Below are 25,853 nucleotides of genomic sequence, written 5' to 3' on the forward strand. Positions count from 1 at the left end.
CGAACCGATGGTTGCGCGGATGGCGTACTTGGGCTGATGATGTCCCGCGTGGAACGTGCCGAGGAGCAGCGCCAGATCGCGCAGATCGTGGGCCGCCTGACCGAGTTGTTCCCGTATGTCCCGGATCACGTCATCGCCGAGACCGTGGACAGCGTCCACGGTCGGTTCGACGACGCCCGGATCCGGGAGTTCGTCCCGCTGTTCGTCGAGCGCTACTGTCGCACTCTGTTTGCTGGACAGCCGGCTGTCGAGATTTCGGCGTAGCCGGCCCGGTCTCAGGGCAGCGGCGCCGACCACACCAGCCGTGTGCCGCCCCCCGGGCGCGGTGAGATGGCGAAGTGTCCGCCGCACTCGCGGGCGCGCCCGGCCAGGTTCGTCAGCCCGCTGCGGGTGATATCCCCGCCGATCCCCACCCCGTCGTCGCTGACGGTGATGGTGAGCTCGTCGTCGACGGCGACCGAGACCGTGACCGAGCGGGCACCCGCGTGGCGCACCACATTGCTGATCGCCTCGCGCACTACCGCTTCGGCGTGGTCGGCGAGCGCCGCGTCGACCACCGACAGCGGCCCGTTGATGTGCACCGCAGGACGCACCGCGGAATCGACCGTCATCTGGGTCACCGCCTGCTCGATGCGCTGACGCAGCCGGGTGACGGTGCCGCCGTGCAAGTCGAAGATCGCGGTGCGAATCTCTTGGACCACGTCCTGCAGGTCGTCCAGGGCGCTGGTGACCCGGCGGTTGCCCTCGGCTTGGTCGGCGCTCAGCGCCCCCTGTAACGACAGGCCCACCGCGAAGAGTCGCTGGATCACATGGTCGTGCAGGTCCCTGGCGATCCGGTCGCGATCGGTGAGCACGTCGAGCTCTCGCATGCGCCGCTGCGCGGTCGCCAGGTGCAGGGCCAGACCCACCTGACCGGCGAACGCCGATGCCATGTCCAGCTGGTTCTCGGTGAATGGTCTGCCCGGTGCGGCAACAGATACCAGGACGCCGATCGCGGTCTCGGGATCGCACACCGGCAACACAAGTGCCGGCAGACCGTCGCCACTTAGGTCGCGAAAGTCGCTGAGCCGCAATGGAACACAGTCGGCGATAGCCAGGCCGACGGTCGTGCCGCCGGTGGGCAGCCGCCGGCCCAGCAGCTCGTCGCGGGTCGATGCGGTGACCACCAGTTCACCCGCATCGCCAGGCGTGACGAAGAAGCTGAAGTCGCCACCGGTCAGCGCCGTCGCCTTGGCCACGATCTCCCGCTGCACGACGATGGGGTCGTCGCCGGCCAGCAGGTCGGTGCTGATATCGCGGGTCGCTTCGATCCACAGCTGCCGGGTGTTGGCGGCCTGGTAGAGGCGCGCATTGTCGATCGCGATGCCTGCCGCACCGGCGAGTGCGAGCACCAACACCTCGTCGGCCTCGGTGAACGTCGCGCCGTCGGCCTTCTCGGTCAGGTAGAGGTTGCCATAGACCTGATCGCGAATCCGGATGGGGACGCCGAGGAAGCTGCGCATCGGCGGATGATGCGGGGGGAAGCCGATCGACGCGGGGTTCTTCGAAAGGTCGTCGACACGAATGACTTTCGGGGTGTTCAACAACACGCCGAGCATGCCGTGCCCGGCGGGCAGGGGCCCGATCTTCTCGGCGGTCTCCTGGTCGATGCCCTCGAACACGAAGCGCTCCAGAACCGGCTGTGGTTCGGTGCCGATCACGCCCACGGCACCGTAGCGCGCATGCACCAAACCCATTGCGGTGTGGACGATGGTGTGTAGCTTGCGTTCTAGCTCCAGCCCGGACGAGATGGCCAGCATCGCATCGACCAGCCCGTCGCGGACGTCGAGATCAAACATCGGTGCGGCGCATCGTCTCGGCGGCAAAGAGCGCGGCCTGGGTGCGGCCGCTGAGCCCCAGCTTCGTCAGTAGCCGCGAGACATAGTTCTTCACTGTCTTCTCGGCCAAAAACATTCGCTGACCGATCTCACGGTTGGTCAGCCCTTCGCCGAGCAACTGCAGCAGCGTCCGCTCCGTGCTGGACAGGTCACGCAGCCGCTCGTCCTGCTCGGTGTCCTTGCGCAGCCGTGACATCAGCGCGGCCGCTGCACGGTTGTCCAGCAACGACTTTCCCGAACCGACCGCTTTGATGGCTTCGGCCAGTTCCATGCCGCGGATGTCTTTGACCACATATCCGCTCGCGCCGGCGAGGATGGCGTCGAGCATGGACTGTTCGTCGGTGAACGAGGTGAGGATCAGGCAGCGTAACTCCGGTTGCGCGGCCAGCAATTCACGGCACAGGTCGATGCCACTGCCGTCGGGCAACCGGATGTCGAGCACCGCGACGTCCGGGCGGGCCGCGGTTATGCGAGACATGGTCTCGGCGACACTGCCCGCCTCGCCCACCACGCTGAGTTCGGGATCGCTGCCCAGGAGTTCGGCCAGACCGCGTCGCACAACCTCGTGGTCGTCGACCAGGAACACCTTGATCACACCGCAGTACAGCGTGAAACCGGAGGTGCTCGGTAGGGACTTTGGTCCCAAAAACACCTGACCATAGCCGTGCGAGTCGGGGTCCAGGACCGCTGGTGCGGGGCCCCTTCGATGGTGGATCGTCATAGGCGGCACCGCGACTGGCGGGGCACCGGACCGAGGGGACTCCAGATGGGGCACACCGCAGGCGCTTTCGGCGAGATTCTCGTCGGCGTCGACGGCTCGGCGGCGTCCAACGCCGCGGTGCGCTGGGCCGCGCAGGAGGCGGGCAGCCGCAACCTCGCGCTGCGGCTGGTGCACGTGGCCCCCTCTCCGGCCGTCACCAACGTCTTGGTGCCGGTCCCGGTCGAGTTCGAGCAGTGGCAGGACACCCAGGCCCGCCAGGTGCTGGCCGATGCCCGCGAGGTGGTCGACCAGGTCGTCGCCGAGTCCGGCGTCCCGGTGCGTGTCGGTGCCGACGTCTACCACGCGACACCGGTCCCGACCCTGGTCGACCTGTCCAAGGACGCCGAGCTGATCGTGGTCGGCAGCCGCGGGATGGGCGCGTTCCGCCGCGGGCTGCTGGGATCGATCAGCACCGGCCTGATCCACCACGGGCACTGCCCGGTTGTGGTGGTCCACGACGGGGAGGTTCCGGCCGGTCATCTGCCGGTGGTGGTCGGTATCGACGGGTCGCCGGCATCGGTGGCGGCCACCGAACTGGCCTTCGCCGAAGCTTCCCGGCGCGGTGTCGACCTGGTGGCGGTACACGCGTGGAGCGACGACAGCCTGTTCGCCGTCCCAGGCGTCGATTGGTCGGCCGTCGCCTCGGGTGAAGAGGAAGTGCTCGCCGAGCGGCTGGCCGGAATGGCCGAGCGCTACCCCGACGTCACCGTGCACCGGGTGGTGGTCCGCGACCAGCCGGCCCGCTATCTGGCCGAGCAAGCCCGCGACGCCCAGCTGCTGGTCGTCGGCAGCCATGGTCGCGGCGGATTCGCCGGGATGCTGCTCGGTTCGGTGAGCACCGCGCTGGCCCACACGGTCAGCATCCCCCTGATTGTCGCGCGTCGGCACTAGCACCCCACGACGCGCGCCTTGGGCCGGCGGACGGAGTTCTCCCTCGTCCGCCGGCCCACCTTTTGTGCGCCCCGGCCTTACCTCGCGAACAGACACAAACTTATGCCCGACACGCTGATTCGCTGCGATTTTGTGTCTGCTCGCGCAGGGCGGGACCGCCGGTGGCGACGGGACTGGCGACGGGACTGGCGACGGGACGGTCAGCCCTTGACGCTCGCGGTCTGCGATTCGACCACCATCGCCGACGGCGCCGAGCGTTCCCACAACAGTGCGCCGATGCACGCCGTGAGCACCCATCCGGTGCCCACCACGCCACACCAGATCAACAGCGCCATCGCCACGCCGATCGGCCCGAAACCGTCCCAGTCGTGCAACAGCGAAGGAAAGAGCAGCCGGGCGCCCAGCGGGATGGCGATGCCGTCGATCAGAACGCCGGCCAGCCCACCCAGCGCCAGATGCGTCCAGCCCCGCCCGCCGTCGCGCACCAACAGCGCCGGTGTCAGCGACCAGAAGATCCACACCGGCACCAGGCCCGCCGCGAACAACAACACCCGAACCGATCCGGTTGCGTGCCCGCCGAAGGTGATGCGCTCGCGCAGCGTGATCGAGACCAGGTACAAGCCAAACCACACCGTGCCGCGGACAAGCCGGGCAACCAGACCGTATTGGGCACGCCGCCAGGCCTTGGCGAAGATCCCCGCGATGGTCGACGCCATCGGGATGCCCCAGATTATGAACCCGGCGACGCCGATCAGCGTCCAGTCCGGCCGCAGCCCGGCCGAGTTCCCGAACGCCTCCCGGACCCGGTCGTTGAGCGGATGCTGCAGCGCGAACTGCCGCACGAAGATGGTGCCCGGGCTGGCGTTGTCGGCGAACCCGGAGATGTAGCTGAAACCGATGATGATCAGCGGGATGACCGTGGTGAACAGCTGAGTGGAGACTACGGCTCCCTGTGTGCCACCGTCGATCTCGGTGAAGCGGGCGACCAGCGCCGCTACGGGGGCGAGCCGACGGGATTCCTCCAGGCGCCGGTAGCGCTCCTCGAAGCGGCGGCGCACGTCGTCCCGGCCCCGGCTTTCGCTCATCGGTTTCCCCGCATCATGAGCAAGAGAGTAGGTCAGCGCTAGCGGTGCGGCGTTCAGCCCAGCGTCGACCGGCTGAACCGGCCCGGTTGCGAGGCCCGCTCGCCCTTGCGCAGCGTGTTCAGCAGCTCCCGGTACGGCCCGACGAGATAGGCGGTGTCCCCGGCGACAAGTTGGGTGTCGCGGCGCGGATGCAGCCGCAGGGGTACGCCGTCGCGCTCGATGGCGATCACCCGGGTCTGGGTGGACAGTTCGAACATCCGGATCCCGTCGAGTTCGCTGTCGGGGAGCACCCGCACCCCGCCGACCATGAACGAGCTCTGTCCCACCGAGAACGTCGCGAGCACGTCCAGTCCCATCGCGGCGCCGATGAACCATGGTGTGGCCAGGTCCACGGTGGAGCGGACGTAGGCGAAGCCGAACCGGTGACCCACCGCCGAACCCAGCGCCCGGTCATAGATGCGCAACACGATCGGGACGTCGGGGCGACGCATATCCGGCACCGTGCGCGGGCCGAGCATCTCGCGCAGCACGATGCCGGTTTCGATGTTCACCATGTCGTCCTGGGTCAGCACCGCGACGGCGCGGGCGTCGTCGAGGCGCGCCGCCTCCAGGGTCTGGCGCAGTGTGGCGTCGCCGAAGATCACCGGAAGCTCCAGCTCGGCGGCCGCCGCGAGATAGCGGTTGTCCTCGTTGCGCTCGATCACCGCGACGTCGTGGCCGGCGGCCTTGAGAACGCCGGCCACCCGGATGCCGAATGACCCGAGGCCGACGATCACCACGTGGCGGTGCAAATGCCGGATCTTCTGCCGGCTGGCCGCCTGCGACAGCCGGCGCGACAGCAGCACGTCGGCGACGAACGCCACCACGATCGCGGTGGTGGCCACCCCGGCGAACATCATCCCCACGCCCCAGAGCCGAAGCCACGTCGGCTGGTTGAGGAAGTTGAAGTCGCCGTAGCCCACCGTGGCGATGGTCTCGGCGGAGAAGTACAGTGCGTCGACCCAGCTCATTCCGGGTTGGTTGTAAGCGAAGCGCAGCAGGATCGTCGACCCGACCAACAGCGACGCCGACACTGCCAGCGCTTTGTAGAACATCGGGTTGAGATCGCCGCGGAAGGCACGGGCCGCATCGGCGACGCGAATCACCAGCGGCCGTTCCCGCGGCGCCGACGGAATCGGTTTGGCGATCTTGATGCCCCGCTCGGTCAGCTCGTCAGCGGTGCCGATCATGGCGGTCCAGTCGCCGGGATGCACGCGTTGGTCGCGGCCGGGACAGGCGATCACTTCACCGGGGTTCTCAGAGCTCTCGCCGCGGATGATGGCGACCGGTGCCAGATCCCCGTACATCTCGCGCAGCGTGCCCTCCTGCTTGGCCGTTGCCCCGGAGACCACGAAGTCGACGCCGGCTGCCGTGATCGTGTGGGTGGTGCGCTCCAGCAGCGCCTCGACCACCGACGGGGCGGCCAGGTCGGCGATGTCCAGGACAGCGCCGGGACCGTCGTCGTCGGCTATGGCGTTGCGCAACACGCTGTTGGCCAGCCGGGTCACCACCCGCACCCGCGGGTTGGCCTGCCGAGCGAGCAGTGCGATCTCCAAATTCAGCGCATCGTCGTCGTCGGCGCAGATGATCGCGTCGGCAGTGCCGATCCCGGCCGACTCCAGGCCGTCGGGGGACTGCAGCGTGACCACGCTGAGCTCGGCATTGTTCAGCTCGTCGATAATGCGCATCGCGAGCGCGTCATCACCGCAGACGATGGTGTGGCCGTGCATGAGGAGACGCTACTTCGGAAAGCTCGGCCGTGACGGGTGAAGATTGAGGGATGTCCAACATCCCTTACGTCAAAGCGTGCATCAACGGCGCCCGCACCCCCGACCAGTATCCCGGCCTGCCGGTCTCGCCCGAGCAGCTGGCCGACGCCGCCGCCGCGGCCCACCGTGCCGGAGCGCAGGCGGTGCACCTTCATCCCAAGACAGTCGACGGCGTGGATTCGTTGGAAGCGGACGTGGTCGGCGCGGCGGTCAGCGCCGTACGGCACGCCGTGCCCGGGCTCCCGCTGGGCGTGACCACCGGGTTTTGGGCACTGCCCGATCCGCAGCAGCGGCTGCGCGCGGTCGAGTCGTGGTCGGTGCTGCCCGATTTCGCGTCGGTGAACTGGCATGAGCCCGGCTCTGAGGAGCTTGCGGAACTGTTGCTCAGCCGCGGACTCGGAGTGGAGGTCGGCATCTTCCACGCCGAGGCCGCCGAGGCGTGGGCCCGCTCCGCGGTCGCTCCGCACTGCCTGCGGGTGATGATCGAGCTGCAGGCCGACGGCGACGCCGCGACCGCCGACGACTTACTGGCCCGAATCCGCCGGGCGGAATCGCCGGCGCCGGTGCTGCTGCACGGGCTCGACGACAGCTGCTGGCCGCTGCTGCGCCACGCTGGTGAGCTGAGCCTGCAGACCCGCATCGGTCTGGAGGACACTGTGGTGATGCCGGACGGTTCCCCGGCGCCGGGCAATGCCGAACTCGTGGCGGCCGCCGTGCAGATCCTGGGCGGCTAGCTACTCCGGCCGGGTCAGTCGGCGGCCAGGGCGAAGTCGGCGAAGTCGAACCCCGGCACGACGACACAACTGACCAGGGTCGGCTCGTCGTCACGGGGACTGGCCCGCTGCCAATGCCCCGGTGGCACCACAACCTGCGGCCGCTGGCCGGCGCTGATGTCGGGTCCGAGCAGATGTGTTGTGGCGCTGTGTCGTTCGCTGCCCACTTCGAGCAACAACGGGCTGCCGCGGTGATAGAGCCACAATTCGGCGCTGCGCACGGTGTGCCACGCCGACTGCTGGCCCGGCATCAACACGAAATAGATCGCCGTGCCGGCGTTGCGCGGACCGTTGTAGTCCGGCGGCAGCGCCGACTCGCCGATCACCGACTCGCTGCGCCAGGTCTCGCGGAAATAGCCCCCTTCGGGGTGTGGGCGCAGATCCAGCTGGCGAACCCAGTCGGGAAGTTCCGTCATGTGCCGTCCTCGTTCGGTGGTCGTGGCGGGCCTTGATGCGCCAATCTAGCGCCCGCCGGCGGTCAGTGCGGCCGAGTGTCGTTCTCGACGATGTCGTGGGCGAGCGCCCGCAGGATGTCGACCACCGCGGCGACGGCGGGACGGCTGGTGGACCCGGCGCGGGTGACGGCTTCAATACGGCGACCGATGCGGACCCCGCTGAGTGGCCTTCGGGTCAGCTCCCGTGCGGTGAGCACGTGACGCGGTAGCAGTGCGATACCCACACCGGCCAGCACTAGTTCTTCGACCACACGGAAGTCGTTGACTCGCTGCACGATCCGCGGATGAACCCCGGACGTCGCGCCCAGCGATCGCAGCACGTCGTCGACCATCAGGCCGCCCTCCACGCCGATCCACGCTTCACCGGCCAGTTCACGCAGCGGCACGCGGGTGCGGGCACCGAGTCGATGGTCCGGGGGGAGCACGACGTCGAGCGGCTCGCGCAGCAAGGTGGTGGCATCGATGCGGGGACCCCACGGGGCGGCGTCGCGATCGTCGCGGTGGGTGACGACGACGTCGAAATCGGCGAGCTGCGCCGGTGCATCGGCGGCGGGTCGGTCGACGTCGCGGCCCACGACATCGACACCGATCGCCGCGGCACGGGTGATCAGACCCGCGAGCAGCATGGCTGCCCCGGAGGGGAACATGGCGACCCGCACGGTGCCCCGTGGCGTGCTGCGGTAGGCGTCCATGTCCGCCTGCGCGCGATCCAGCGCGGCCAGGACTTCGTCGGCCCTTGCCACGAGCACCACGCCGGCGTCGGTGAGTCGCACCCGCCGGCCGGCTGGTTCGATCAGCGGTACACCGGCTTCGCGCTGCAGGATCTTCAGCTGCTGCGAGACGGCCGACGGTGTCAGCGACATGGCGTCGGCCGCGGCGTGCACCGTTCCCCGTTCGGCCAGTGCGCGCAGCAGGCGCAGCCGCTCGACATTCATGTAGGGATTCTACTTATTCCGTACAGAAAGTATCGCTTGTCTAATGAGTGTGATGGCGGCGAGCATGGACTCTGTCCGCCCGAACAGTCATAGAAGAGGGCAGTGCCATTCGTTCCCACCGATCCGTCGATCCCGCGGTGCTCGCCGTTGCCGTCATATGGGGATCGAGCTATCTGGCGGCCAAGGAGGTCGTCGAACCGGGTGGCGTGTTCGCCTTCCTGGTGGTCCGATTCGGCCTCGCGGCAACGGTGTTGGCTGTCATGGTGGCACCCCGGATACGGGGTATCACCCGGCAGGAACTGGAACTCGGACTGCTGGCGGGGGCGGTCCTCAGTGCGGTCTTCGCACTGGAGACCTTCGGTGTCAGCCGCACGTCGGCGTCCAATGCGGGACTGATTATTTCGCTGACCGTCATCATGACACCGATGTTGGCGCAATTTGTCTGGCGCACAGCACTTCCCGGTGCTTTCTACGCGGCTGCCGGTGTCGCTGTCGTCGGCGTCGTCCTGCTCACTCAGGCCGGCGGATTGACCGCGCCGTGCCTAGGCGATCTGTTGATCGTCGCGGCCGCCGCCGCCCGGGCTGTGCACGTTACAGTGATCGCGCGGCTGTCGGCGAACCGCACTCTCGATTCCTCGCGCGTCACGCTGGTCCAACTCGGTGTCGGCCTGTCGGTGTTCGGGGTCGCGTCGCGGTTCACCGGGACCGCGGTGGGTGAGGTTGTCGCCCAATGGAATGTGCGCTGTTGGCTTCTCACCGGATATCTGGCAGTGGTAGGCACGGTATTCGCCTTCGTCATCCAGACCTGGGCCCTCCGGCGGACCTCACCGACGCGCGTGAGCCTGCTGCTGGGAACCGAACCGCTGTGGGCTGCGGCCGTCGGTGTTCTTCTGGGCGGCGACCCGCTGACGGCGATCGGCGCCGGGGGAGCGGTCCTGGTCCTGCTTGGAACCAACTGGGGCAGAGCGCTCGAGGCCCGGATCGGCTGCCGGCCGATAAATCGGTTGCCGGCCACCTCTGCTCGTCAGTAGCGTGGCCGTTCTACCCCAGGAAAGGACGGTCTCCGCCGTGGATCACAGCGCCGCTCACTCGGTCGCCGCTGCTGCTAAACACTCTGGAGACCCATGCCTACCGAATCCGCAGTCACCCTGATCGATCTCGATTTCGTGTGGCCCGACGGCACGGTCGCGCTCGAGAATCTCGACGCCACGCTGCTGCGGTTGATCGGCGGCGGTCGTGGTCGGCCACGGCGGGGACTTCCTGGCCCGTCTCGAGCTGGACCGGACGTTGTCGATGCGGCGCCCGGGCATGCTGGCCGACGGGGGTTAGGGTCGAACCATGGCATACCTGCGTACGGGCTGGTTGGTCGCGCTGTTCGCGGCCGTGCTGTCCGTCAGCGCCTGGCTGCCCTGGCTGACCACGTCGGTGCACGGCGGTGGACACGCCAGCGCCATCGGCGGGACGCTCGGCAGCATCGTATTGCCGCCGCGCTTCGGCGCGGGCCAGCTCATCGTGCTGCTGTCCTCGGCGCTGGTCGTGGCGGGCGCGATGGTGGCCCGCGATCTGTCGCCCCGGCTGGCGGCGGCGGTCGCGCTGGTGATCTCGGTACTGGTCGCCATCCTCACCTACTGGTACCACCACCTCAACGTCGGTGGCACCGTGAGCGCCGGGTACGGCTTCTACATCGGGGCGGTCTGCGCCGTCGGGGCACTGGTGTCCTCGGCGCTCGCGCTGATCACCACCCTGGCCCGGCGGCGATGAGCCGGTTCGTCGAAGCGGTCACCCTGATCGGTCCGCAGTGGGTTTCACTTGAGCCGCTGCACGATTCGCACGTCCCGGAGATTGCCGCCGCCGCAGCCGACGGCGAGCTCGGTGCGCTGTGGTTCACCAGCGCGCCCGGCCCCGCCACCGCGGGGGAGTGGGCTAGGCGGATGCTGGCGATGCAAGACGCCGACGAGGGCGTCACCTACGTGATCCGGCGGCGCGCCGACGGGCTGGTGGTCGGATCGTCGAGCCTGTTCCACGTCGACGCCGCCAATCGTCGTCTCGAGATCGGCCACACCTGGTATTCGCTGTCGGCGCGGCGCACCGGGGTCAACACCGAGACCAAGCTGGTGCTGCTCTCCCACGCCTTCGACCAACTGGGTTGTGTCGCAGTCGAATTCCGCACCCATTTCTTCAACCAGGCCAGCCGGGTCGCTATCGAACGCCTGGGCGCCAAGCTCGACGGGGTCCTGCGCAGCCATCAGCTGCTGCCCGACGGGAGCCGCCGGGACACGGTGGTCTACTCCATCCTGGACATCGAATGGCCTGCGGTGCGCAACAACTTGAGGTTCCGGCTCGGCCGCCATTCCTGACGGCCGAGCCGGAGCCCGCGAACCCGGTGGGCGTCAGCCCGCGTCGACGGTCGTCGGTTCGATGGGCTGGCTGCCCGCGGAATGGGCGACTTCGATGCGGCGCGGCTTGGCCCGTTCGGCCAGCGGGATCGTCACCGTGAGCACACCGTTTTCGTAGGTGGCCGAGATCTTCGTGGTGTCGATGCCCTCGCCGAGCGACAACTGCCGGCGGTAGGTGCCGAAAAAGCGCTCGTTGGCCAACCACTGCACCGAGTCCGCGGAGCGCGCCGAACGGTGCGCGGTCAGTGTCAGGGTTCCGTTGTCGACGCTGACGTCGACCGAACCGGGATCGACACCCGGCAGATCTGCGGTCAGCACGTAGTGGTCGTCGACCTTGTAGAGATCCATCGGCATGAATCGGGGGCTGCGATCGGTACCAGACTGGCTGGTCAGCAAGCCCCTGGTCACGGCATCAAGGTCACTGAACGGATCGAAGCGAAGCACAGTACTCACCTCCTGCATCGCTGAACGCAAGCCCGCCACCCTGGCAGGCAGCTTTACTGTGCACCGCCAGATTAGCACTCGACTATGGAGAGTGCTAACACTTTTCGGCGGGTTTTCCGGCTGCCACCGGTAGGCTGAGCCCGGCCTGGGAGGGGATCAGATTGCGCAAGGTGATGCGACCGTTGTCGGTCGCGATGGCGACCGCGTTGGCGTTGGCGGTCGCCGGTTGCTCGGACGAGCAGAAGCCGTCCGCGGCCAAGTGCGAGGAGGTGTCGGCGTCGATGGCCGACATCGCCACCCGGACCGACCAGGAGCCGCGCCTGCGGGTGCCGCAGCCGCAGGGCTGGGAGCGCACCACGAAGCTGGATTCCGAGACCATCCGGTTCGCCATCCGCAACCCGGCGATGAGCTCGGACGGGTTCACCCCTAATGCGGTGGTGACCTTGCAGAAGGTCGGGGCCGACATGGGCAAGTCGCAGCAGATCTTCGACGCCCAGAACCAGCAGTTGAAGGCCAAGCTGAAGGTGACCGACCTCAAGACCACTCCGGCGCAGGTGTGCGGCTCGCCCGCGCAGACCAGTTCCTACACTGCGCCCGCGATGGGCAAGATTCCCGCCCGCAAGGCGGTATCGGTGGCCGCGGTCTACCAAGCCGGCGACGTCAACTACGTCACGACCCTGACCGTCCAGGCGATCAACGCCGACAACCCCACCTACGCCGCCGATTCCGCGACGATCATCAAGGGTTTCCAGGTCCTGCCGCCCAAGTGAAGCAGGCTCGGTGAGGACGGTTAGGCCACCACGGCGACTTCCCTGCCGGTCAGCCGCGCGGCGCAGCCGTCACACGCCAACTCCCCGGTGAACTCCGCACCACAGCCGCGGTGGATGATCACGACCGCCGGACCCTCCGGTGCCTGGAACCACCACTGCGCCCATTGCAGGGCGGCGACGAGCACCGGGAACAGCGAACGGCCCTTGTCGGTCAACAGGTAGGCGGCGCGTTCGGGTCCGGTGCGCTTGGCCGGCGTCGTGGTGAGCACCCCGATGGTGCAGAACGTCTGGAGCCGTTCGGCGAGCAGGCTCGGCGGGGCACCCAATTGGTTCTGGAAGTCGGTGAAGCGGGTGCTGCCCAGGAACGCCGCGACCAGCAGAGCGGCGGCCCACCGGTTGCCGAAGACACTCATCGTCTCTGGGAACAGGCCCGCCAGGCGGCCGGCGAACTCCGACTCCGAGCGCCGCCGCGTCGCCGCGGCCGGCGCCGAGCGCTCCCAGGTTCCACTCGGTCCCAGCGCCAGTGCCACTTCGGTGTCGCTCACCCCGGCCTGGCAGGTTCCGCACCGCAACAGCGGTGCGAAGTGAGACCCGCACGCCTCGTGCCGCATGGCCGGCAGCGTCTCGCGGCGGTCGGTCACCCAGTTGCGTTCCCAATTCCAGATGGACAGCATGGTCGGCCACAGCGTCCGGCCGCGCGCGGTGATCAGGTATTCGGTGCGGGCGCGAGTCGCGGCGTGTGTCTTGCGGGCCAGCAGTCCCTCGGCGACCAGGGTCCGTAGCCGACTGGTGAGCACCGAGTTGGAGATCGGCAAGCGCGCCATGAACTGGCTGTAGCGGCTCGCGCCCAGCAGCGCCTGCTGGACGATCAGCAGGTTCCACTCGTCGCCGAGCAAGCCCAACATCCGTCCGATGGCATTCGGGCCGTCGGCGGCCAGGACGGTGGGCGTCTCGGCATCGATGACGTCAACCACTACAGCCCGATCGCCTCGGCCGCCGAGTCGGTCGTGCGCCAGTGGCGTAGTGCGTCGCCAGCCACCCACGTCGAATGGGTACCGCTCGAGATCCGTTCCGGCAGGCGGAGTTTGCACACCGGACCGTCGTCGACCCGGGCGGCGTCGAACACCAGGCAGTAGGAGGCGTCGGCGGTCATGTCGGTGGCGAGGGTGACGAGGTAACCGTCGTCCTCGGCGCGGCTACCGACGCGCGGAGCCATCGCCGTCTCGCTGCCGTAGACCCCCTCGCCGAAGCTGTGCCGCTGTTCGATGCCGGTGTGGAGGTCGTGGCGCACCAGGCCGTCGAACAGGAACCAGCCGGGCTTGCCGCTCGCCGCATAGGTGTAGCGATACGGCTCGCCGGCGTACCCGGAGTTGATCATTCCGAACTCGGTGATGTTGTCGGACAACGGTTCTTCGGTGAGTCCGCCAGTGACCAGGTTCAGTCGCCAGCGGTGCAGCCTGGCCTGCATCCGGTCCAGCGCCAGGAACCGAAACGCGCGTTGCCATTTGGTGCCGGTGCCGTTGTCCGTGGGTTCGGGGTCGCCCTGGAAGAAGCCGTCGAGCACGATCTCATCGCCGTCCTCGTAGGCGTTGGTGAAGTGCAACACGTACGTGGGCTCAGCCTCGAACCACCGGATGGGCCCGTCTCCGCGGCGCGGCAGCACCGCGAAACGTGACGGCATGTCGCGGTGGAAGCGGGCGACGTGCGCGTTGCGCTCCAGCAGATCTGCATCCCAGAACAGCGGGAAGTCGTTGAGGATGACGTAGTTTCGGGTGAACGCCATGTCGTGGGGCAGGCGGGGACCGGGTAGCGGCACGTCGCGGTAGTGCACCAGGTCGTTGTTGTCGTCGACGACGCCGTAGTGCATGTAGGGCGCGGACTTCGAATAGTTGAAGAACAGCATCTCGCCGGTGCGGTCGTCGACCTTGGGATGTGCCGACACGCCCCAGTCGGTCGGGAAGGCACCGTTGAAGGTCTCCTTGCCCAACGTCTCCCCTGAGTACGGGTCGACGCGGTACAGGTCACCGCACTGATAGAAGCTCGTCAACGCGGTGCCGCGGTGCACCACCACGTCGGTGCTGGACGCGTCCTTCATCAGCGTGCGCGCGCCCCAGCCGTAGTCGACCTTCGCCAGCGACAGCGGTTCGGCCAGCCCGGGCCACAACGGACCGGCCGCCGCGTTTTCGGCCTCGAACCCGTCGGTGCGGACGAAACGATTGCGGTAGAACGCCTTTCCGTCACGAAAGCCGACGATGTGCAGCATGCCGTCGCCGTCGAAGGGGTGGTAGGCCTTCAGAGCCGGGTGCAGCGGGTTTTCGGTGTTGCGCAGGTAGACGCCATCGAGGTCGGTAGGCAGTTCACCTTCGACGACGGTGATGTCGTCGGCGCGCCATTCGGTGGTCTGCGGTCGCCACGGCCCGGTGCGGTAGGGATGGTCGTCGTCCTCGGGTAGTGTCGAGAGGAACTTCCCGACGATCTCAGTGTTCATCTTCTGCCGATCTGATCACGAAACTGACTGTGGTGGAAGTACTTCCACCGAAATTGAGGGTGCCGAAGCGGCTGGCGCCGTCCACCTGGTAATCACCGGCGAGGCCGCTGACCTGTTTGGCGGCGTCGAGCATCATCCTGATACCGGAGGCGCCGACGGGATGACCGCCGCCGATGAGACCGCCACTGGGGTTGATCGGCAGCCTGCCCCCGATCTCGATCTCGCCGTTCTCGATCGCCTTCCAGGACTCACCCGGACCGGTGAGGCCGATGTGGTCGATGGCGAGGTACTCGCTGGGTGTGAAGCAGTCGTGGACCTCGAAGCCGTGCAGATCCGCCAGTCCGACACCGGCCCGGCCGAATGCGTCGTGCACGGCGGTACGCACATGCGGCAACACATAAGGATCGGCGGCGTCGCGGTCGAGCTTCTGGCGCAGCCCGAGCCCGACCGTGCGGTGTCCCCAACCCTCGATCAGACCGATCGGGCGCACCCCGGGATGATCGCGCAGGAAGTCGTCGCCGACCAACACGATGCCGGCCGCTCCGTCGGTCATTTGGCTGCAGTCGTATCGGCGGATTCGGCCCTCGACGGGCGGGTTGACCGCGTCGTCGCCGCCGCGGGTGGCCAGGTCGGGGATCTGCCAGTCGCGGGTCTGGGCATTGGGGTTACGGCGGGCGTTGGCCAGGTTCAGCGCCGCGATGGCGTGCAGATGGGCGTCGTCGATGCCGTACCGGCGGTCGTACTCATCGGCGACTTCGGCGAACATCGACGGCCACAGGAATCTGGCGTCGGCCCCTTCGTGACCGGTCCACGCTGCGGCGCCCAGATACCCCGCGGCGGTGTCGCCGGGCACAGTCTTCTCCAGCTCGAGACCGACGACCAGAGCCGTGCGGTAGTTACCGGCTCGCAGGTCGGCCATCGCCGCGAGGGCGGCCACGCTTCCCGACGCGCACGCCGCCTCGTGGCGAGTGGCCGGGACATCCCACAAGTCGTCGTGCACAGTGGCCGGCATCGCCCCGAGGTGCCCCTGGGCGGCGAACATCTCGCCGAACGCGTTGGCAACGTGCACCACCTCGATATCGGCGGCGTCGATCATCGCGTCGGCCAGGGCCAGGTCGACGACCTCGCCGGTCAGGGTGGCGAAATCGCCGCCTTCCCGGGTGAGATTGCGCGCGAAGTCACTCTGGTATCCACCCAGGATCCAGACGTTGCCTGCCCCGCCGTCGTTGCGCGCCATCCCGCCGAAATTACTACAACTAAGAGAGTGACGGGCCGGATTTTCAGGAGCTGGCCAAACCAGGCGGTCCCGCCGGCTCGCGGTCTGAACCGACGGGACCTCGGCGGGCGTAGCTGTCGACAGCCATGTCCGCCTGGGCGCAGCATTGCCCCGCCTGTGAATCGGCAAACGTGCCGACGGGAAGGCGCTGGCGTTAATTTCCCGCCGGTGGGGAACTCTTGGAACATGTCTTCGCCCAACCACGACCTGGCGGTGCGGATGGCCGAGCTGGCCAGAGCGACCGCGCCGCCCCGCAAGGCCGACGAGGTGCTTGCCGGGGTGACTGCGGCCGCGATCGAGATGATCCCCGGCACCGATACGTGTGGCGTCCTGCTGATCGGTAAAGGCGGCAAGTTCGAATCGTTGTTCGGCACCTCGGATCTGATCTACCGGATCGACGAACTGCAGGAGAAGTGCGGTGAGGGACCCTGCATCGAGGCTGCCGTCGACGAATTGATCGTGCGGACCGACGACTTCACCACCGAACGCCGCTGGCCCTCGTACAGTCGCGAGGTCGCCGAACTGGGCGTGTGCAGCGGGCTGTCGTTCAAGCTCTATACCAGCGATACGACCGCGGGCGCGCTGAACCTGTTCAGCCTGCGGCCGCACGCGTTCAACGGGGAGTCCGAGGCGATCGGTTCGGTGCTCGCCGCGCATGCCGCCTCGGCGATCATTGCCAGCCGCCACGGCGAACAACTGGAATCGGCGCTGAGTACGCGCGACACCATCGGGCAGGCCAAGGGCGTGATCATGGAGCGGTTCAAGGTCGACGCGCTGCGGGCCTTCGAGATGTTGCGGGAACTCTCCCAGACCACCAACACCCGCCTGGTGGACATCGCGACCCGGGTGATCGAGACCCGCGGGGACTAGCCGGAGCGGTGCCGCCGGTAGTGGCGAGCCACCCGGGTCCGGTTGGCGCAGATGTTCTGCGTGCAGAACTTTCTTCGGCTGTCTGCGGCGACGAAAACTATACTGCACGAAGGGTTTTGCAGCGGCGTGGTGACGGGGTCGGCACTTCTGCGAAGTCAGCGCACGACGCGGTAGCGCAGGTGGGCGACGCCGGGCGCTTCGAGCACCCGCGCCAGCTCGAGCGTGGGCCTGCCCGCGTCGAATCCGTCGAAGAGTCGCTCCCCGGATCCGAGCAGCACCGGACTGATCTGCAGATCTATCTCGTCGACCAGGCCCGCGGCGATCGCCTGCCGCGCGCAGGAGGCGCCGCCGGCGATCGAGATGGGCCGTCCCGCGGCCGCTTCCTCGGCTTGGGCGTAGGCGGATTCGATGCCGTCGGTGACGAAGTGGAAGGTGGTGCCGCCCCGCATCTCGATGGGGTCGTGCGGGTGATGGGTCAAGACGAACACGGGGCAGTGGTACGGCGGGGTATCGCCCCACCAACCGGTCCAGTCGGAGTCACCCCATGGGCCACGGACCGGCCCGAACATGTTGCGGCCCATGATCGTCGCACCCATCCCGTCGAGCATGTCGGCGACCACCTGGCGGTTGACCGGGTGGTCTTGGGCGGGTCCCAGGTGCCAGTGATGAAGCGCCTCGCCGCCACGGCCGAGCGGGTGTTCTTCGCTCTGATCGGGTCCGGCCACGTAGCCGTCGGCGGATATCGACATCGAGAGATTGGTTCTGGGCACGGGGCCTCCATCCGGCTGAGAATTGCGTCGGTCGCCCTGGGAGAGACTCCGGTGGACGACGAAACTCATCGCGTCAAGCATCAGCCGAGGTCAAACAGTCACAAAGTGCCCCCGGCAGGATTCGAACCTGCGACACCGGCTTTAGGAGAGCCGTGCTCTATCCCCTGAGCTACGGGGGCTGACCCGGGTGGCAGCTTACCGTGCACCGGGCGCCCGCCCATGGTGGCAGGGGCGCAGGGGGCTAGCGCCTGCCGCGGCCGCCGTGGACACGGGGTGTCGAATCATGGCTGCCTCCTTCGCCAAGGCTCGCATCGGACAATCGGGGATCGATACCCGCCCCGCGGCGAGATGAACCCGTCCCACGCAGGGCGATCAGGGAACGACGTCGACGCCCCTCTGTATACCCACCTGCCCTGACGCCTACCAACCACCTGTGAAGAGGAAGGATTCTCCAAAATTGACCTATGTGAAACACGCTTAACATACAAAGTATGCACAGTAGGTGATCGCGGTGAACCCGCCGCGCACATCCATCGCGAGCGGAGGCGCAGTGTCAGCGGAAACAGCAGAAGGCGGTCAGGACGCGGTCGGCCTCAAGTCTGGAGCGTTGCGCGGCGTCGACGTCGTCGTCATGGCCCTGGCCAGCTCCGGGCCGATTCAGAGCGTGGCCGTCTCGATGGCGGCGATCCTCGCGACGGTGGCCTACGCGGGCTTCCTGCCCATCCTGATCTGCTTCGTGCCGATGCTCGGCATCGCGCTGGGCTACCAGCGACTGCACGCCTGGCAACCCAGCGCCGGAGCCACCTACTCGTGGGTGGGCCGGGTCCTCAGCCCTCACGCGGGCTTCTTCGCCGGCTGGATCATGCTGCTCTACTACACCGTCGGCACCACCAGCCTGACCATCCCGTTGGGCAGCTACCTGCTGAGCTTGTTCTCTGACGACGCCGCCAACAACACCGTCGCGGTCGCGGCGGTGGGCACCGTCTTCAACCTCGTCGTGATGACCGTGGCGGCCCTCGGCGCATCGCTCTCGGCGCGTTTCCAACTCGGTTGGGCCATCTTCGAATACGCGTTGCTGATCGGCTTCGCCGTGGCGGCGATCGTCTACATCGCCCACGGCCACCCCGACGTCGTCACCCCCAACGCGGACTGGTTCACCATCAGCGGCGCGGGCGGCTTCAAGTCACTGGTCTCGGGAATCCTGCTGGCCGTGTTCCTCTACTCCGGCTGGGACACCGCCGCCTACGTCGGCGAGGAGTCCTCCGGACAGAAGGCCGGGCGCGCCGCCGTCACCAGTGTCGTCATCCTCTTCGTCATCTACTCGGTGTCGGTGTTGGCCTTCCAGGGCGTCGCCTCGATGCAGGACATGCAGGACCATGCGGCCAACATCCTGGCCTTCATCGGCGAGCGGCTCGGCGGCTCGTTCTGGGGCAAGGTCATGATCGTCGCGGTGCTCGGCGGAACGCTGGCCTCACTGCTGGCCGCGATCGTCAGCGCCTCGCGCATCGGCTACGCGATGGGCCGCGACCGAGTCATCCCGTCGTGGTTCGGCCGAGTGCGAGCGCCGTTCCGCACCCCGTTCAACGCCACCATTCTGTTCGGCCTACTGAACATCGTCTTCCTGTGGGGCTCGACATTGATCGGCGCGATCGGCGATGCCCTGTCCAATATCGTCAGCACCCTGGGGCTGATGGCGGCGATGTTCTACCTGCTGACAGCCACCACCGCGATCTGGTGCTACCGCCGTCAAATCACCGCCTCGGCAACCGATTTCGTGTTGGGTGGGCTACTGCCGGGGTTGGGTGCGCTGTTCATGGCGTTCGTCATCGTCTACGCCATCGCCACCGGATCGCTGACCGGTATCGAGCTCACGTTCGGGGTCGGACTGGCATTGGCGGGCGTGGTGCTGTCGCTGATCTCCTCGCGCGTCGGGCGCGCCCCGTACTATACAGATGAGCGCCAACAACGCTGAACAACGTGCGGCTCACCGCAATTCGGCGATGACCTTCGCGAAGTACTCGGCGTGGTAATCCTGCACGGTGAAGTAGGTGATGCCGTAGCGATCCCGACGGTCGCGCAGGGTGGCGGCGATGTCACGGGGAGTTCCGGTCAGCACCGTCGGCAGGGCCATTAGCTGGTCCTCGGTGGCCTCGGGCGCGTAGCCACGGGTCAAGGCTAGATCCGGGATTCCCGACGAATCGGTCGGCACCCCGGTGATCGCGATGTTCAGTTCCAGTTCGTCGAACCGGTCACCGGCGGCGGCGCGGACGAACTCGATGCGCTCGGCCAGCGGGTCGTGGCCGGGGTGTTCGGGCACCCCGCCACCGGTCAGTCCGATGATGTCGGCGTGCCGCGCGGCGATGCGCAGCACGCGATCGCCATTGCCGGCGACCAGGATCGGGATGGTCGGCGCGGTGGCTTTGAGGTACTCGGTGGTGTGCCGAAGATGGTCGACCCGCTGCCCGGCGCTCGGGTACGGCATCTCGGCGGCCTCGAACTCCTCGCGGACATACCCGGTGCCCAGGCCCAAGTCCAGGCGGCCGTCGGTCAGGACGTCGACGGCCACCGCGTCGCGGGCCAGTAGCGCCGGCTTGTAGAAGGCCGCGTTGATCACGAACGTGCCGACCCGCATGGTCTTGGCGGCTTCGGCGGCGGCCACCATGGTGGGAAACGGCGCGGGAACTCCGAAGCGCCCGAGATGGTCGGGCACGTGCAACACGTCGAAGCCGAGGTCTTCGAACCGTTTCACGGTCTCGCGCAACCGTTGTGCCGACTTCACCGATCGGACACCGATACCGAAGCGAAAGTCTCTGCCCATCGGCGAATGCTAGGGCCGCGGCATCACGCGCCGACAGCAGCGGTCCCGGTCTGCGGCATCGCGCGCCGTACCAGGTTCGGCGCGCAACCCGCGCGGGCATGCCCGCACATCGTGAATGTCCCCAGCGGCGGCGACGCTGGAATTCGGCTAGACCAGCGGCAGTTCGGCGACCACCTGGCCGGTCGGCTGGGTGGAGCCGCTGCCCGGCTCGACGGTGAACTTCAAGGCCTTGGAGTTGCCCAGGTCGGGCAGTACGGCCGTCGTCGACGGCGTCACCGCCTTGTCGTCCATCGTCCCGGCCGAGGTGTCACCCTTGTCGCTGACCAGCCACATCTGATAGACGGTGCCGGGGGTGGGCTTCGGCACGTCGTTCATCACCAGCACGCCGGCGTTCTTCTCGCGCGAGAACACCACGGTGGCGGTGCCGCCACCCGGGATGGCGCCGGAGACGGTGTGCACGTCCGGTGCGGCGAACACCTGTTGTGCCGTCGACGGCGCCGCCTGCTCTGGCCGCAGCGACAGCCCGACGCCGACGGCGCCGAGACCGATCACCAGCGCCGCCGCGACCGACAGCAGCGCTGTGCGTCGACTGCGGCCGGCCGGGGATGGCCGCTCGGGGACCGGCAACGTGCGCACGTTGCCGTCGGCGACAGCGGACAGCAGCCGCTGGCGCAGAGCCGACGGCGGTTCGGTGGCACTGACCGACGACACCACGGCCATGGTTTCGCGCACGGCCCGCACCTCGTCGTAGAACGCGTCAGCCTGTTCGCGCCCGGCGCGGGCAAGCTGACTCTCGATCTCGTCGCGTTCGGCGTCGGACACCGCATGCAGGGCATACGGCACCGCCAGTTCCAGCAGGTCCCCGCTGTCCGAGTCGCCGGAGCCGTCGGAGCCTCCTGAGCTCCCGTGTGGTCGAGTCATCGCAGCACCCTCATCGCACGCCCAGACAATTGCGCAGGCCGCGCAGTGCGTCGCGCATGCGCGATTTCACCGTGGCCAGATTGGCCGCCAGCCGTTCGGACACCTGCACGTAGGTCAGCCCCTGGTAGTAGGCGAGGTCGATGCACTCGCGCTGCACCTCGGTCAGGCCGTCAAGGCAGGTGGCAACCTGGCGACGCTCGTCCGCACTGATGACGTCGTCGGAAACGTGATCCGAGGGTGTCTCCACCGTCGCCGCGCCGTAGCGGGACTCCCGTTGCGTGGCGGCCTGCTCGGAGCGCACCCGGTCGACGGCGCGACGGTGCGCCACTGTGAGCAGCCAGGCCAGGGCGCTACCCGATGCGGGGTCGTAACTCTCGGCCGTCCGCCACACCTGCAGGTAGACGTCCTGGGTGGTTTCCTCGCTGTAGCCGGGGTCCCGCAGCACCCTGGTGACCAGGCCGTAGACCCGCGACCGGGTGGCGTCGTACAGGGCAGCGAAGGCATCCGCGTCCCGCTGCGCCACCCGGCGCAGCAGGACGTCGAGTTCGGCAGTGGTCAACGCCGCTGTCCGCAAGTTGTCACTGGCATCGAGCCGTAGCGTAGCGGGCGCGTCAACCACGGAGGTCACGATGGCATCCACGAGCAATTCGGCGTGGTCCAGCCGGGAGTGGCCGGCTGGACGCTGACGGACTGCGGAACCCGCGGCATGTCGTGCGCCGGGCGCGGAACGACGGGTACCCCACGCAGCCGCAGGATGAGGTTCTGCATGCGCATGCTCAGGGCGGCCACCTGCGGCGCCAGCGGTGCGCTGAACTGCATGCGCAGGACCTGACCGGCCGTGGCCGGCCGCCGGGTCCCACGCACGGTGCCCACCAGCGCGGGCTGGTTCTCCCGGTGTAGCGACAACGTCAGGTCCAATTTCTGGTCGGGCCGCGGCGCCTTCACCAGGTAGTAGCCGTCGACGCCGGTGAACGGCGAGACGTAGAACTCCTTCATCACCATGACCGGCGAATCTTCTTCGGGGGGAAGCAGATACGCATGCCGCTCGCCGTGGTCGTTGTGGACTTCGGCAATCGCACAGCGCAGCGTGCCGTCGCCGTCGTGGCACCAGTACAGGCTCAGCGGATTGAATGCACGGCCGAGAACGCGCGGCATGAGCAAAGCGGTGACGCGCCCGCCGGCCAGATGGATGCCGTGCTCGGCGAGTACCTTGTCGACGCGCTGCCGCAGGGTGTCCTGCGGGCCGCCGTCGAAGTGGTCGACCGCCTCGAAGCGGGCGAAGGGTCGCAGCCACCGGGGCAGCTGGGGCAGCTCGTCTACGTCGACGTACCAGGCGTAGCTGCGATGTTCGGCGTAGTGATGCACCGGCGACCTGCGCAGGTGGGTGATCCGGGTCCGGTACAGCGCAGGGGTCATCATCGGAGGGCCTCCACGGGTGCTCATCGGTTCCACAACCGGTATTCGGAGCACCCGCCGCGATGGATGGGTGGCCGTGCGGAGTTTTCTACTGCCAGGATCGCGCGGCCGCGGCCAACCCTGCGACCAGCGCCGACGTCGCCGCGGACAGTCCGTCGCGCTCGGGTGGTTGGCTGCGCGGGCTGGTGCCCCGCACCCGTGCCGGCAGTTCCAGCTGTGCTCCGCCGTGGCGAACCCGGTTGACCGGGTTGTCCGGGTGCAGGCCGCGCAGCTCGGCGGGGATGTCGTCGAGGTCGGCGACGATCTGGTAGCCGGGCAGTTCGATGGTGGCGGCCAGATGCCGGGCCAGCGCCCGGTTGCTACCGCCGGCCAGCAGCTGGGTGCTTCGTCCGATGCGGCCGTATCCGTGCACCGACACCGCCGCGTCGACGTGGTCCAGGAATTCGGCCAGCCGCTCCGATTCGGCGGCCAGGTAGCGCGCCGACGGCAGGTGGTGGGGGTAGTCCTCGGGATGGCGCACCAGGTACAGCGATGCGCCGGCGGCGTCGGCGGCGCGCTCGGCGATGGCGTCGGTCATCTGCTCCAGACCGCCGCCGTGGATGGCCAGAAACCCGAACCGGGATCGCAACCGGCTCACCTCGGTCACTGCCGGATCGGCGAGGAGTTCGGAAAGTGTCTGCGGGCCATGATCATTCGCGACTCTGGAGCCGGGCCAGTGGGCCGGGTCCCAGCGGCGCAGGAAATCGATCCAGCGTCGCGGCAGACCGTGGTGCAGCGCGCCGTCGACGATGCGCTCGAGGTAGCCGGGCCGGGGCGGGCCCGGTTCGGTCCGGTGATCGATGTAGACCCAGGCCGGTGCCGGACCGCTGTCGGTGTGCACGGTCAGCCGGTCGCGTCGGTAGCGGACCGGGACGCCTTCGGCGCTGTCGAGCGTCGCCAGGTCGTGGTCGGAGACCCACCACAGCACACCGTGCACGGTGCCGCCGGCGAAGGGTTCGACGGTGGCCACCCCGCGTTCGTTGATCAGCCAGTCGTGGTCGGTGAGAACGGCTGGGCGCGGGTCGATGGCTTCGGGACAGCGCCGGGCCATCTGCTGCACGCAGAGGTTCGACCCGTAAGCGAAGTACGGGTGCCTCGGGAGGGGCCACTGGGCCGGCGACATCGGGGCCGCGATCAGCGGGCGAGGGTCAAATAGATCAACACCACGTTCAGCAGCGTAATGACCGCGGCGACGGTCCAGCCGAAGGCCGACGTCAGCCGCGCGTTCACGTCGGCGCCCATCAGCGTCGGCTTACTGGTCAGTCGCACCAGCGGGACCAGCGCGAACGGGATACCGAAGGACAGCACCACCTGGGAGATGACCAGCGCGCGGCTCGGGTCGACGCCGGCCCCCAACACCACCAGCGCGGGGATCAGGGTGACCACCCGGCGCAGCAGCAGGGGGAAGGATTTACGCAGCAGCCCCTGCATGATCATTGCGCCGGCGTAGGCCCCCACCGACGTCGACGCCAGGCCGGAGGCCAGCAGCCCGATGGCGAAGAATAGTGCGACGGTTGGTCCGAGGGTGTCGCGGACCGCCGCGTGCGCACCCTCGATCGAGTCGGTGTCGGGACGACCCTGCAGATTGGTGGCCGCAACCAGCAGCATCGCCATGTTGACTGCGCCGGCGACCAGCATGGCGATCCCGACGTCCCAGCGCGTCACGCGCAGCAGCCGTGAGCGTGCCGCCCCTGCAGCGGGATGCCCGTGGCGATCACGGGCCAGGCCGGAATGTAGGTACACCGCGTGCGGCATCACCGTCGCGCCGAGCATTGCGGTGGCCAGCAGAAGGCTCTCCGGGCCGTCGAAGCGGGGGACCAGCCCGTCGATGACGTCTCGGGCCGGCGGTGTGTGGACGAACAGACTGGACAGGAATCCGATGGCGATCACCAACAGCAGGCCGGTGATCACCCGTTCGAAGACCCGTTGCCCGCGGCGGTCTTGGATCGCGAGCAGCACCAGGGACACCGCGCCGGTCACCACGCCGCCGAGCAGCAGGGGCAGCCCGAAGAGCAGGTGCAGTGCGATCGCGCCGCCGACCACCTCGGCGAGGTCGGTGGCCACCGCGACCAGCTCGGCCTGAAGCCAGAAGGCGATGCGGGTGGGTGTGCGGGTGTGGTCGCGAACGGCTTCGGGCAGCGAACGGCCGGTGACCAGTCCCAGTTTCGCCGACAGGTACTGCACCAGGGCGGCCATCGCATTGGCCAGCACGATGACCCAAACCAGCAGGAAGCCGAATTGGGCGCCCGCGCTGACGTTGGCGGCGACATTGCCCGGATCGACGTAGGCGATGGCGGCGACGAAGGCGGGGCCCAACAGGGACCAGCCCACCTTGGGGAAGCGGGTGACCAATGCCAACCGTCGCGCTTTCTGTCCGGGACGACGAAGTAAAAAGTAAGGTCTACCGAAATCTACCCAGAGCCTGAAGGCGACCGGCTACCGGGGGAGGGCGGGCGGCGTCACAGCCCGATGAACACTCCGCCCAGCCCGATCCCGATGCCGCCGAAGCCCCAGCCGGCGAGCGGGTTCTGCAGGGCGGGGTTCGGTGAGGTGGTGATCTGGGAGTGGCCCGGAGTCTGGCAGACCGTGGTGTTCGGTCCGGTGTCGACGCACTGCGGTGGTGCCGCTGCTGCCGGGGCAGCGAGCAGAACAGCCGCGGCAATCAGTATCGGGGCGCTGAGAACGATCGTGGCACGCATGGTGGGCCTCCTAAGTGGCCGCGCAGTGAAGGAGCTAGCGACCGCCGCCGCCGTGGGCGCCGCCGCCGCCTCCAGCGCCGGGGGCGCCAAAAATCAGTGCGGGACCGTAGAACTCGTCGCCCCAGGGGTAGGCGAAGTCTTCGGGCACTTCCGGGGTGGCGTTGAGCTGGACGTTGCCGGGGGTGCCGCACTCGGTGGAGTTGCCACCGATGACGGAGCTGCCGCCGGTCTCGACGCAATTGGGTACTGAGGGGGCGATCAGGGTGGTGTCGGCCAGTGCCTGCGGAGCGAGAACGCCCGCTGCGCCACCGGCCGCGATGACGATCGCAAACGCGTAGCCGATTGTGAGCCGCATAGGTCTG

At 68.1% G+C, this 25,853-nt stretch carries 29 protein-coding genes and 1 tRNA gene; 9 read left to right on the forward strand and 21 right to left on the reverse strand.

Annotated elements, in window-relative coordinates; translation table 11 throughout:
* Nucleotides 1-36: 36 nt before the first annotated feature.
* A complete protein-coding gene (locus ACXDF8_RS16040) occupies nucleotides 37-264 on the forward strand; it encodes a three-helix bundle dimerization domain-containing protein (protein ID WP_457224259.1) in 228 nt (75 codons plus the stop codon).
* Nucleotides 265-275: 11 nt separating this feature from the next.
* On the opposite strand, the gene ACXDF8_RS16045 is transcribed toward ACXDF8_RS16040, so the two are convergent.
* Both ACXDF8_RS16045 and ACXDF8_RS16050 read right to left on the reverse strand, forming a co-directional pair.
* Nucleotides 276-1,838, reverse strand: a complete 1,563-nt coding sequence (locus ACXDF8_RS16045; protein WP_457224260.1) for a GAF domain-containing sensor histidine kinase — start codon at nucleotides 1,836-1,838, stop codon at nucleotides 276-278.
* On the reverse strand, nucleotides 1,831-2,472 hold the full coding sequence (locus tag ACXDF8_RS16050) for a response regulator (protein ID WP_457224345.1): 642 nt from the start codon (nucleotides 2,470-2,472) through the stop codon (nucleotides 1,831-1,833). Before ACXDF8_RS16050 ends, ACXDF8_RS16045 begins: the two co-directional genes overlap by 8 nt.
* 171 nt (nucleotides 2,473-2,643) lie before the next feature.
* Here ACXDF8_RS16050 and ACXDF8_RS16055 point away from each other — a divergent pair, with 171 nt between their 5' ends.
* Nucleotides 2,644-3,528 (forward strand): universal stress protein, encoded by an 885-nt coding sequence (locus ACXDF8_RS16055; protein ID WP_457224261.1) that lies wholly within the window; start codon nucleotides 2,644-2,646, stop codon nucleotides 3,526-3,528.
* 200 nt (nucleotides 3,529-3,728) lie between these two features.
* Here the strand turns inward: ACXDF8_RS16055 and ACXDF8_RS16060 are convergent, their stop codons facing one another.
* On the reverse strand, nucleotides 3,729-4,613 hold the full coding sequence (locus ACXDF8_RS16060) for a hypothetical protein (protein WP_457224262.1): 885 nt from the start codon (nucleotides 4,611-4,613) through the stop codon (nucleotides 3,729-3,731).
* Between the two features lie 53 nt (nucleotides 4,614-4,666).
* A complete protein-coding gene (locus ACXDF8_RS16065; protein WP_457224263.1) occupies nucleotides 4,667-6,382 on the reverse strand; it encodes a potassium channel family protein in 1,716 nt (571 codons plus the stop codon).
* A 50-nt stretch (nucleotides 6,383-6,432) separates the two neighbouring features.
* On the opposite strand from ACXDF8_RS16065, the gene ACXDF8_RS16070 reads away from it, so the two are divergent.
* A complete protein-coding gene (locus tag ACXDF8_RS16070) occupies nucleotides 6,433-7,155 on the forward strand; it encodes a 3-keto-5-aminohexanoate cleavage protein (protein WP_457224264.1) in 723 nt (240 codons plus the stop codon).
* 14 nt (nucleotides 7,156-7,169) lie between these two features.
* Here ACXDF8_RS16070 and ACXDF8_RS16075 read toward each other — a convergent pair whose 3' ends face one another.
* Nucleotides 7,170-7,610, reverse strand: coding sequence for a cupin domain-containing protein (locus tag ACXDF8_RS16075; RefSeq protein WP_457224265.1), 441 nt, complete (start codon nucleotides 7,608-7,610; stop codon nucleotides 7,170-7,172).
* 62 nt (nucleotides 7,611-7,672) lie between these two features.
* The gene (locus ACXDF8_RS16080) at nucleotides 7,673-8,584 is read right to left on the reverse strand and encodes a LysR family transcriptional regulator (RefSeq protein WP_457224266.1); all 912 of its coding nucleotides are present in this window, start codon (nucleotides 8,582-8,584) and stop codon (nucleotides 7,673-7,675) included.
* A gap of 137 nt (nucleotides 8,585-8,721) precedes the next feature.
* Between ACXDF8_RS16080 and ACXDF8_RS16085 the strand changes: the two genes are divergently transcribed.
* From ACXDF8_RS16085 to ACXDF8_RS16095, 3 genes are all read left to right on the forward strand, one after another.
* Nucleotides 8,722-9,615: a DMT family transporter gene (locus tag ACXDF8_RS16085; protein ID WP_457224267.1), complete on the forward strand. Its 894-nt coding sequence runs from the start codon at nucleotides 8,722-8,724 to the stop codon at nucleotides 9,613-9,615.
* A 307-nt stretch (nucleotides 9,616-9,922) separates the two neighbouring features.
* The gene (locus ACXDF8_RS16090; RefSeq protein ID WP_457224268.1) at nucleotides 9,923-10,345 is read left to right on the forward strand and encodes a hypothetical protein; all 423 of its coding nucleotides are present in this window, start codon (nucleotides 9,923-9,925) and stop codon (nucleotides 10,343-10,345) included.
* Nucleotides 10,342-10,941, forward strand: coding sequence for a GNAT family N-acetyltransferase (locus tag ACXDF8_RS16095; RefSeq protein ID WP_457224269.1), 600 nt, complete (start codon nucleotides 10,342-10,344; stop codon nucleotides 10,939-10,941). Before ACXDF8_RS16090 ends, ACXDF8_RS16095 begins: the two co-directional genes overlap by 4 nt.
* Nucleotides 10,942-10,974: 33 nt before the next feature.
* On the opposite strand, the gene ACXDF8_RS16100 is transcribed toward ACXDF8_RS16095, so the two are convergent.
* Nucleotides 10,975-11,424: an Hsp20/alpha crystallin family protein gene (locus ACXDF8_RS16100; protein WP_457224346.1), complete on the reverse strand. Its 450-nt coding sequence runs from the start codon at nucleotides 11,422-11,424 to the stop codon at nucleotides 10,975-10,977.
* A gap of 173 nt (nucleotides 11,425-11,597) precedes the next feature.
* Here ACXDF8_RS16100 and ACXDF8_RS16105 point away from each other — a divergent pair, with 173 nt between their 5' ends.
* Nucleotides 11,598-12,194, forward strand: coding sequence for an LpqN/LpqT family lipoprotein (locus tag ACXDF8_RS16105; RefSeq protein ID WP_457224347.1), 597 nt, complete (start codon nucleotides 11,598-11,600; stop codon nucleotides 12,192-12,194).
* A 20-nt stretch (nucleotides 12,195-12,214) separates the two neighbouring features.
* On the opposite strand, the gene ACXDF8_RS16110 is transcribed toward ACXDF8_RS16105, so the two are convergent.
* The 3 genes from ACXDF8_RS16110 to ACXDF8_RS16120 form a co-directional block, all read right to left on the reverse strand.
* A complete protein-coding gene (locus ACXDF8_RS16110) occupies nucleotides 12,215-13,099 on the reverse strand; it encodes a winged helix-turn-helix transcriptional regulator (protein WP_457224348.1) in 885 nt (294 codons plus the stop codon).
* Between the two features lie 68 nt (nucleotides 13,100-13,167).
* Entirely contained in the window at nucleotides 13,168-14,682 is a 1,515-nt protein-coding gene (locus ACXDF8_RS16115) for a carotenoid oxygenase family protein (protein ID WP_457224270.1), read from the reverse strand.
* Nucleotides 14,672-15,919, reverse strand: coding sequence for an acetyl-CoA acetyltransferase (locus tag ACXDF8_RS16120; RefSeq protein ID WP_457224271.1), 1,248 nt, complete (start codon nucleotides 15,917-15,919; stop codon nucleotides 14,672-14,674). The genes ACXDF8_RS16115 and ACXDF8_RS16120 overlap by 11 nt, the downstream gene beginning before the upstream one ends.
* A 225-nt stretch (nucleotides 15,920-16,144) precedes the next feature.
* On the opposite strand from ACXDF8_RS16120, the gene ACXDF8_RS16125 reads away from it, so the two are divergent.
* Entirely contained in the window at nucleotides 16,145-16,828 is a 684-nt protein-coding gene (locus ACXDF8_RS16125; RefSeq protein WP_457224272.1) for an ANTAR domain-containing protein, read from the forward strand.
* Here ACXDF8_RS16125 and ACXDF8_RS16130 read toward each other — a convergent pair.
* The 3 genes from ACXDF8_RS16130 to ACXDF8_RS16140 form a co-directional block, all read right to left on the reverse strand.
* On the reverse strand, nucleotides 16,825-16,950 hold the full coding sequence (locus ACXDF8_RS16130; RefSeq protein WP_457224349.1) for a CGNR zinc finger domain-containing protein: 126 nt from the start codon (nucleotides 16,948-16,950) through the stop codon (nucleotides 16,825-16,827). The genes ACXDF8_RS16125 and ACXDF8_RS16130 overlap by 4 nt on opposite strands.
* Before the next feature lie 33 nt (nucleotides 16,951-16,983).
* A complete protein-coding gene (locus ACXDF8_RS16135; protein ID WP_457224273.1) occupies nucleotides 16,984-17,598 on the reverse strand; it encodes a dihydrofolate reductase family protein in 615 nt (204 codons plus the stop codon).
* 106 nt (nucleotides 17,599-17,704) lie between these two features.
* A tRNA-Arg gene (locus tag ACXDF8_RS16140) sits at nucleotides 17,705-17,777 on the reverse strand.
* 371 nt (nucleotides 17,778-18,148) lie between these two features.
* Here ACXDF8_RS16140 and ACXDF8_RS16145 point away from each other — a divergent pair.
* A complete protein-coding gene (locus ACXDF8_RS16145; protein ID WP_457224274.1) occupies nucleotides 18,149-19,570 on the forward strand; it encodes an APC family permease in 1,422 nt (473 codons plus the stop codon).
* 12 nt (nucleotides 19,571-19,582) lie between these two features.
* On the opposite strand, the gene ACXDF8_RS16150 is transcribed toward ACXDF8_RS16145, so the two are convergent.
* The 8 genes from ACXDF8_RS16150 to ACXDF8_RS16185 all read right to left on the reverse strand — a co-directional run bounded on the left by ACXDF8_RS16150 (nucleotide 19,583) and on the right by ACXDF8_RS16185 (nucleotide 25,846).
* On the reverse strand, nucleotides 19,583-20,416 hold the full coding sequence (locus tag ACXDF8_RS16150) for an LLM class F420-dependent oxidoreductase (RefSeq protein ID WP_457224275.1): 834 nt from the start codon (nucleotides 20,414-20,416) through the stop codon (nucleotides 19,583-19,585).
* A 147-nt stretch (nucleotides 20,417-20,563) separates the two neighbouring features.
* Nucleotides 20,564-21,337 (reverse strand): anti-sigma factor, encoded by a 774-nt coding sequence (locus ACXDF8_RS16155; RefSeq protein ID WP_457224276.1) that lies wholly within the window; start codon nucleotides 21,335-21,337, stop codon nucleotides 20,564-20,566.
* A 10-nt stretch (nucleotides 21,338-21,347) separates the two neighbouring features.
* The gene (locus ACXDF8_RS16160; protein ID WP_457224350.1) at nucleotides 21,348-21,911 is read right to left on the reverse strand and encodes a sigma-70 family RNA polymerase sigma factor; all 564 of its coding nucleotides are present in this window, start codon (nucleotides 21,909-21,911) and stop codon (nucleotides 21,348-21,350) included.
* Between the two features lie 50 nt (nucleotides 21,912-21,961).
* On the reverse strand, nucleotides 21,962-22,756 hold the full coding sequence (locus ACXDF8_RS16165; RefSeq protein ID WP_457224277.1) for a DUF1365 domain-containing protein: 795 nt from the start codon (nucleotides 22,754-22,756) through the stop codon (nucleotides 21,962-21,964).
* A gap of 85 nt (nucleotides 22,757-22,841) precedes the next feature.
* Nucleotides 22,842-23,915, reverse strand: a complete 1,074-nt coding sequence (locus ACXDF8_RS16170; protein ID WP_457224278.1) for a poly-gamma-glutamate hydrolase family protein — start codon at nucleotides 23,913-23,915, stop codon at nucleotides 22,842-22,844.
* 11 nt (nucleotides 23,916-23,926) lie between these two features.
* Complete coding sequence (locus tag ACXDF8_RS16175; RefSeq protein WP_457224279.1) at nucleotides 23,927-25,150, reverse strand: Nramp family divalent metal transporter; 1,224 nt, start codon at nucleotides 25,148-25,150, stop codon at nucleotides 23,927-23,929.
* Nucleotides 25,151-25,251: 101 nt separating this feature from the next.
* A complete protein-coding gene (locus tag ACXDF8_RS16180; RefSeq protein ID WP_457224280.1) occupies nucleotides 25,252-25,491 on the reverse strand; it encodes a hypothetical protein in 240 nt (79 codons plus the stop codon).
* A 34-nt stretch (nucleotides 25,492-25,525) separates the two neighbouring features.
* Nucleotides 25,526-25,846: a hypothetical protein gene (locus ACXDF8_RS16185; protein WP_457224281.1), complete on the reverse strand. Its 321-nt coding sequence runs from the start codon at nucleotides 25,844-25,846 to the stop codon at nucleotides 25,526-25,528.
* Nucleotides 25,847-25,853 lie beyond the last annotated feature (7 nt).

The sequence above is a fragment of the Mycolicibacterium sp. CBM1 genome, assembly GCF_054073305.1.

What these genes read in the sequence shown, in the direction of transcription:
- ACXDF8_RS16055 (WP_457224261.1), top strand. Translation starts at nt 2,644, where the DNA reads ATGGGGCACACCGCAGGCGCTTTCGGCGAGATTCTCGTCGGCGTCGAC.
- ACXDF8_RS16045 (WP_457224260.1), bottom strand. Translation starts at nt 1,838, where the DNA reads ATGTTTGATCTCGACGTCCGCGACGGGCTGGTCGATGCGATGCTGGCC.
- ACXDF8_RS16120 (WP_457224271.1), bottom strand. Translation starts at nt 15,919, where the DNA reads ATGGCGCGCAACGACGGCGGGGCAGGCAACGTCTGGATCCTGGGTGGA.
- ACXDF8_RS16170 (WP_457224278.1), bottom strand. Translation starts at nt 23,915, where the DNA reads ATGTCGCCGGCCCAGTGGCCCCTCCCGAGGCACCCGTACTTCGCTTAC.
- ACXDF8_RS16150 (WP_457224275.1), bottom strand. Translation starts at nt 20,416, where the DNA reads ATGGGCAGAGACTTTCGCTTCGGTATCGGTGTCCGATCGGTGAAGTCG.
- ACXDF8_RS16070 (WP_457224264.1), top strand. Translation starts at nt 6,433, where the DNA reads ATGTCCAACATCCCTTACGTCAAAGCGTGCATCAACGGCGCCCGCACC.
- ACXDF8_RS16180 (WP_457224280.1), bottom strand. Translation starts at nt 25,491, where the DNA reads ATGCGTGCCACGATCGTTCTCAGCGCCCCGATACTGATTGCCGCGGCT.
- ACXDF8_RS16040 (WP_457224259.1), top strand. Translation starts at nt 37, where the DNA reads ATGATGTCCCGCGTGGAACGTGCCGAGGAGCAGCGCCAGATCGCGCAG.
- ACXDF8_RS16065 (WP_457224263.1), bottom strand. Translation starts at nt 6,382, where the DNA reads ATGCACGGCCACACCATCGTCTGCGGTGATGACGCGCTCGCGATGCGC.
- ACXDF8_RS16095 (WP_457224269.1), top strand. Translation starts at nt 10,342, where the DNA reads ATGAGCCGGTTCGTCGAAGCGGTCACCCTGATCGGTCCGCAGTGGGTT.
- ACXDF8_RS16155 (WP_457224276.1), bottom strand. Translation starts at nt 21,337, where the DNA reads ATGACTCGACCACACGGGAGCTCAGGAGGCTCCGACGGCTCCGGCGAC.
- ACXDF8_RS16110 (WP_457224348.1), bottom strand. Translation starts at nt 13,099, where the DNA reads ATGTTGGGCTTGCTCGGCGACGAGTGGAACCTGCTGATCGTCCAGCAG.
- ACXDF8_RS16185 (WP_457224281.1), bottom strand. Translation starts at nt 25,846, where the DNA reads ATGCGGCTCACAATCGGCTACGCGTTTGCGATCGTCATCGCGGCCGGT.
- ACXDF8_RS16125 (WP_457224272.1), top strand. Translation starts at nt 16,145, where the DNA reads ATGTCTTCGCCCAACCACGACCTGGCGGTGCGGATGGCCGAGCTGGCC.
- ACXDF8_RS16060 (WP_457224262.1), bottom strand. Translation starts at nt 4,613, where the DNA reads ATGAGCGAAAGCCGGGGCCGGGACGACGTGCGCCGCCGCTTCGAGGAG.
- ACXDF8_RS16115 (WP_457224270.1), bottom strand. Translation starts at nt 14,682, where the DNA reads ATGAACACTGAGATCGTCGGGAAGTTCCTCTCGACACTACCCGAGGAC.
- ACXDF8_RS16165 (WP_457224277.1), bottom strand. Translation starts at nt 22,756, where the DNA reads ATGATGACCCCTGCGCTGTACCGGACCCGGATCACCCACCTGCGCAGG.
- ACXDF8_RS16080 (WP_457224266.1), bottom strand. Translation starts at nt 8,584, where the DNA reads ATGAATGTCGAGCGGCTGCGCCTGCTGCGCGCACTGGCCGAACGGGGA.
- ACXDF8_RS16105 (WP_457224347.1), top strand. Translation starts at nt 11,598, where the DNA reads ATGCGACCGTTGTCGGTCGCGATGGCGACCGCGTTGGCGTTGGCGGTC.
- ACXDF8_RS16090 (WP_457224268.1), top strand. Translation starts at nt 9,923, where the DNA reads ATGGCATACCTGCGTACGGGCTGGTTGGTCGCGCTGTTCGCGGCCGTG.
- ACXDF8_RS16075 (WP_457224265.1), bottom strand. Translation starts at nt 7,610, where the DNA reads ATGACGGAACTTCCCGACTGGGTTCGCCAGCTGGATCTGCGCCCACAC.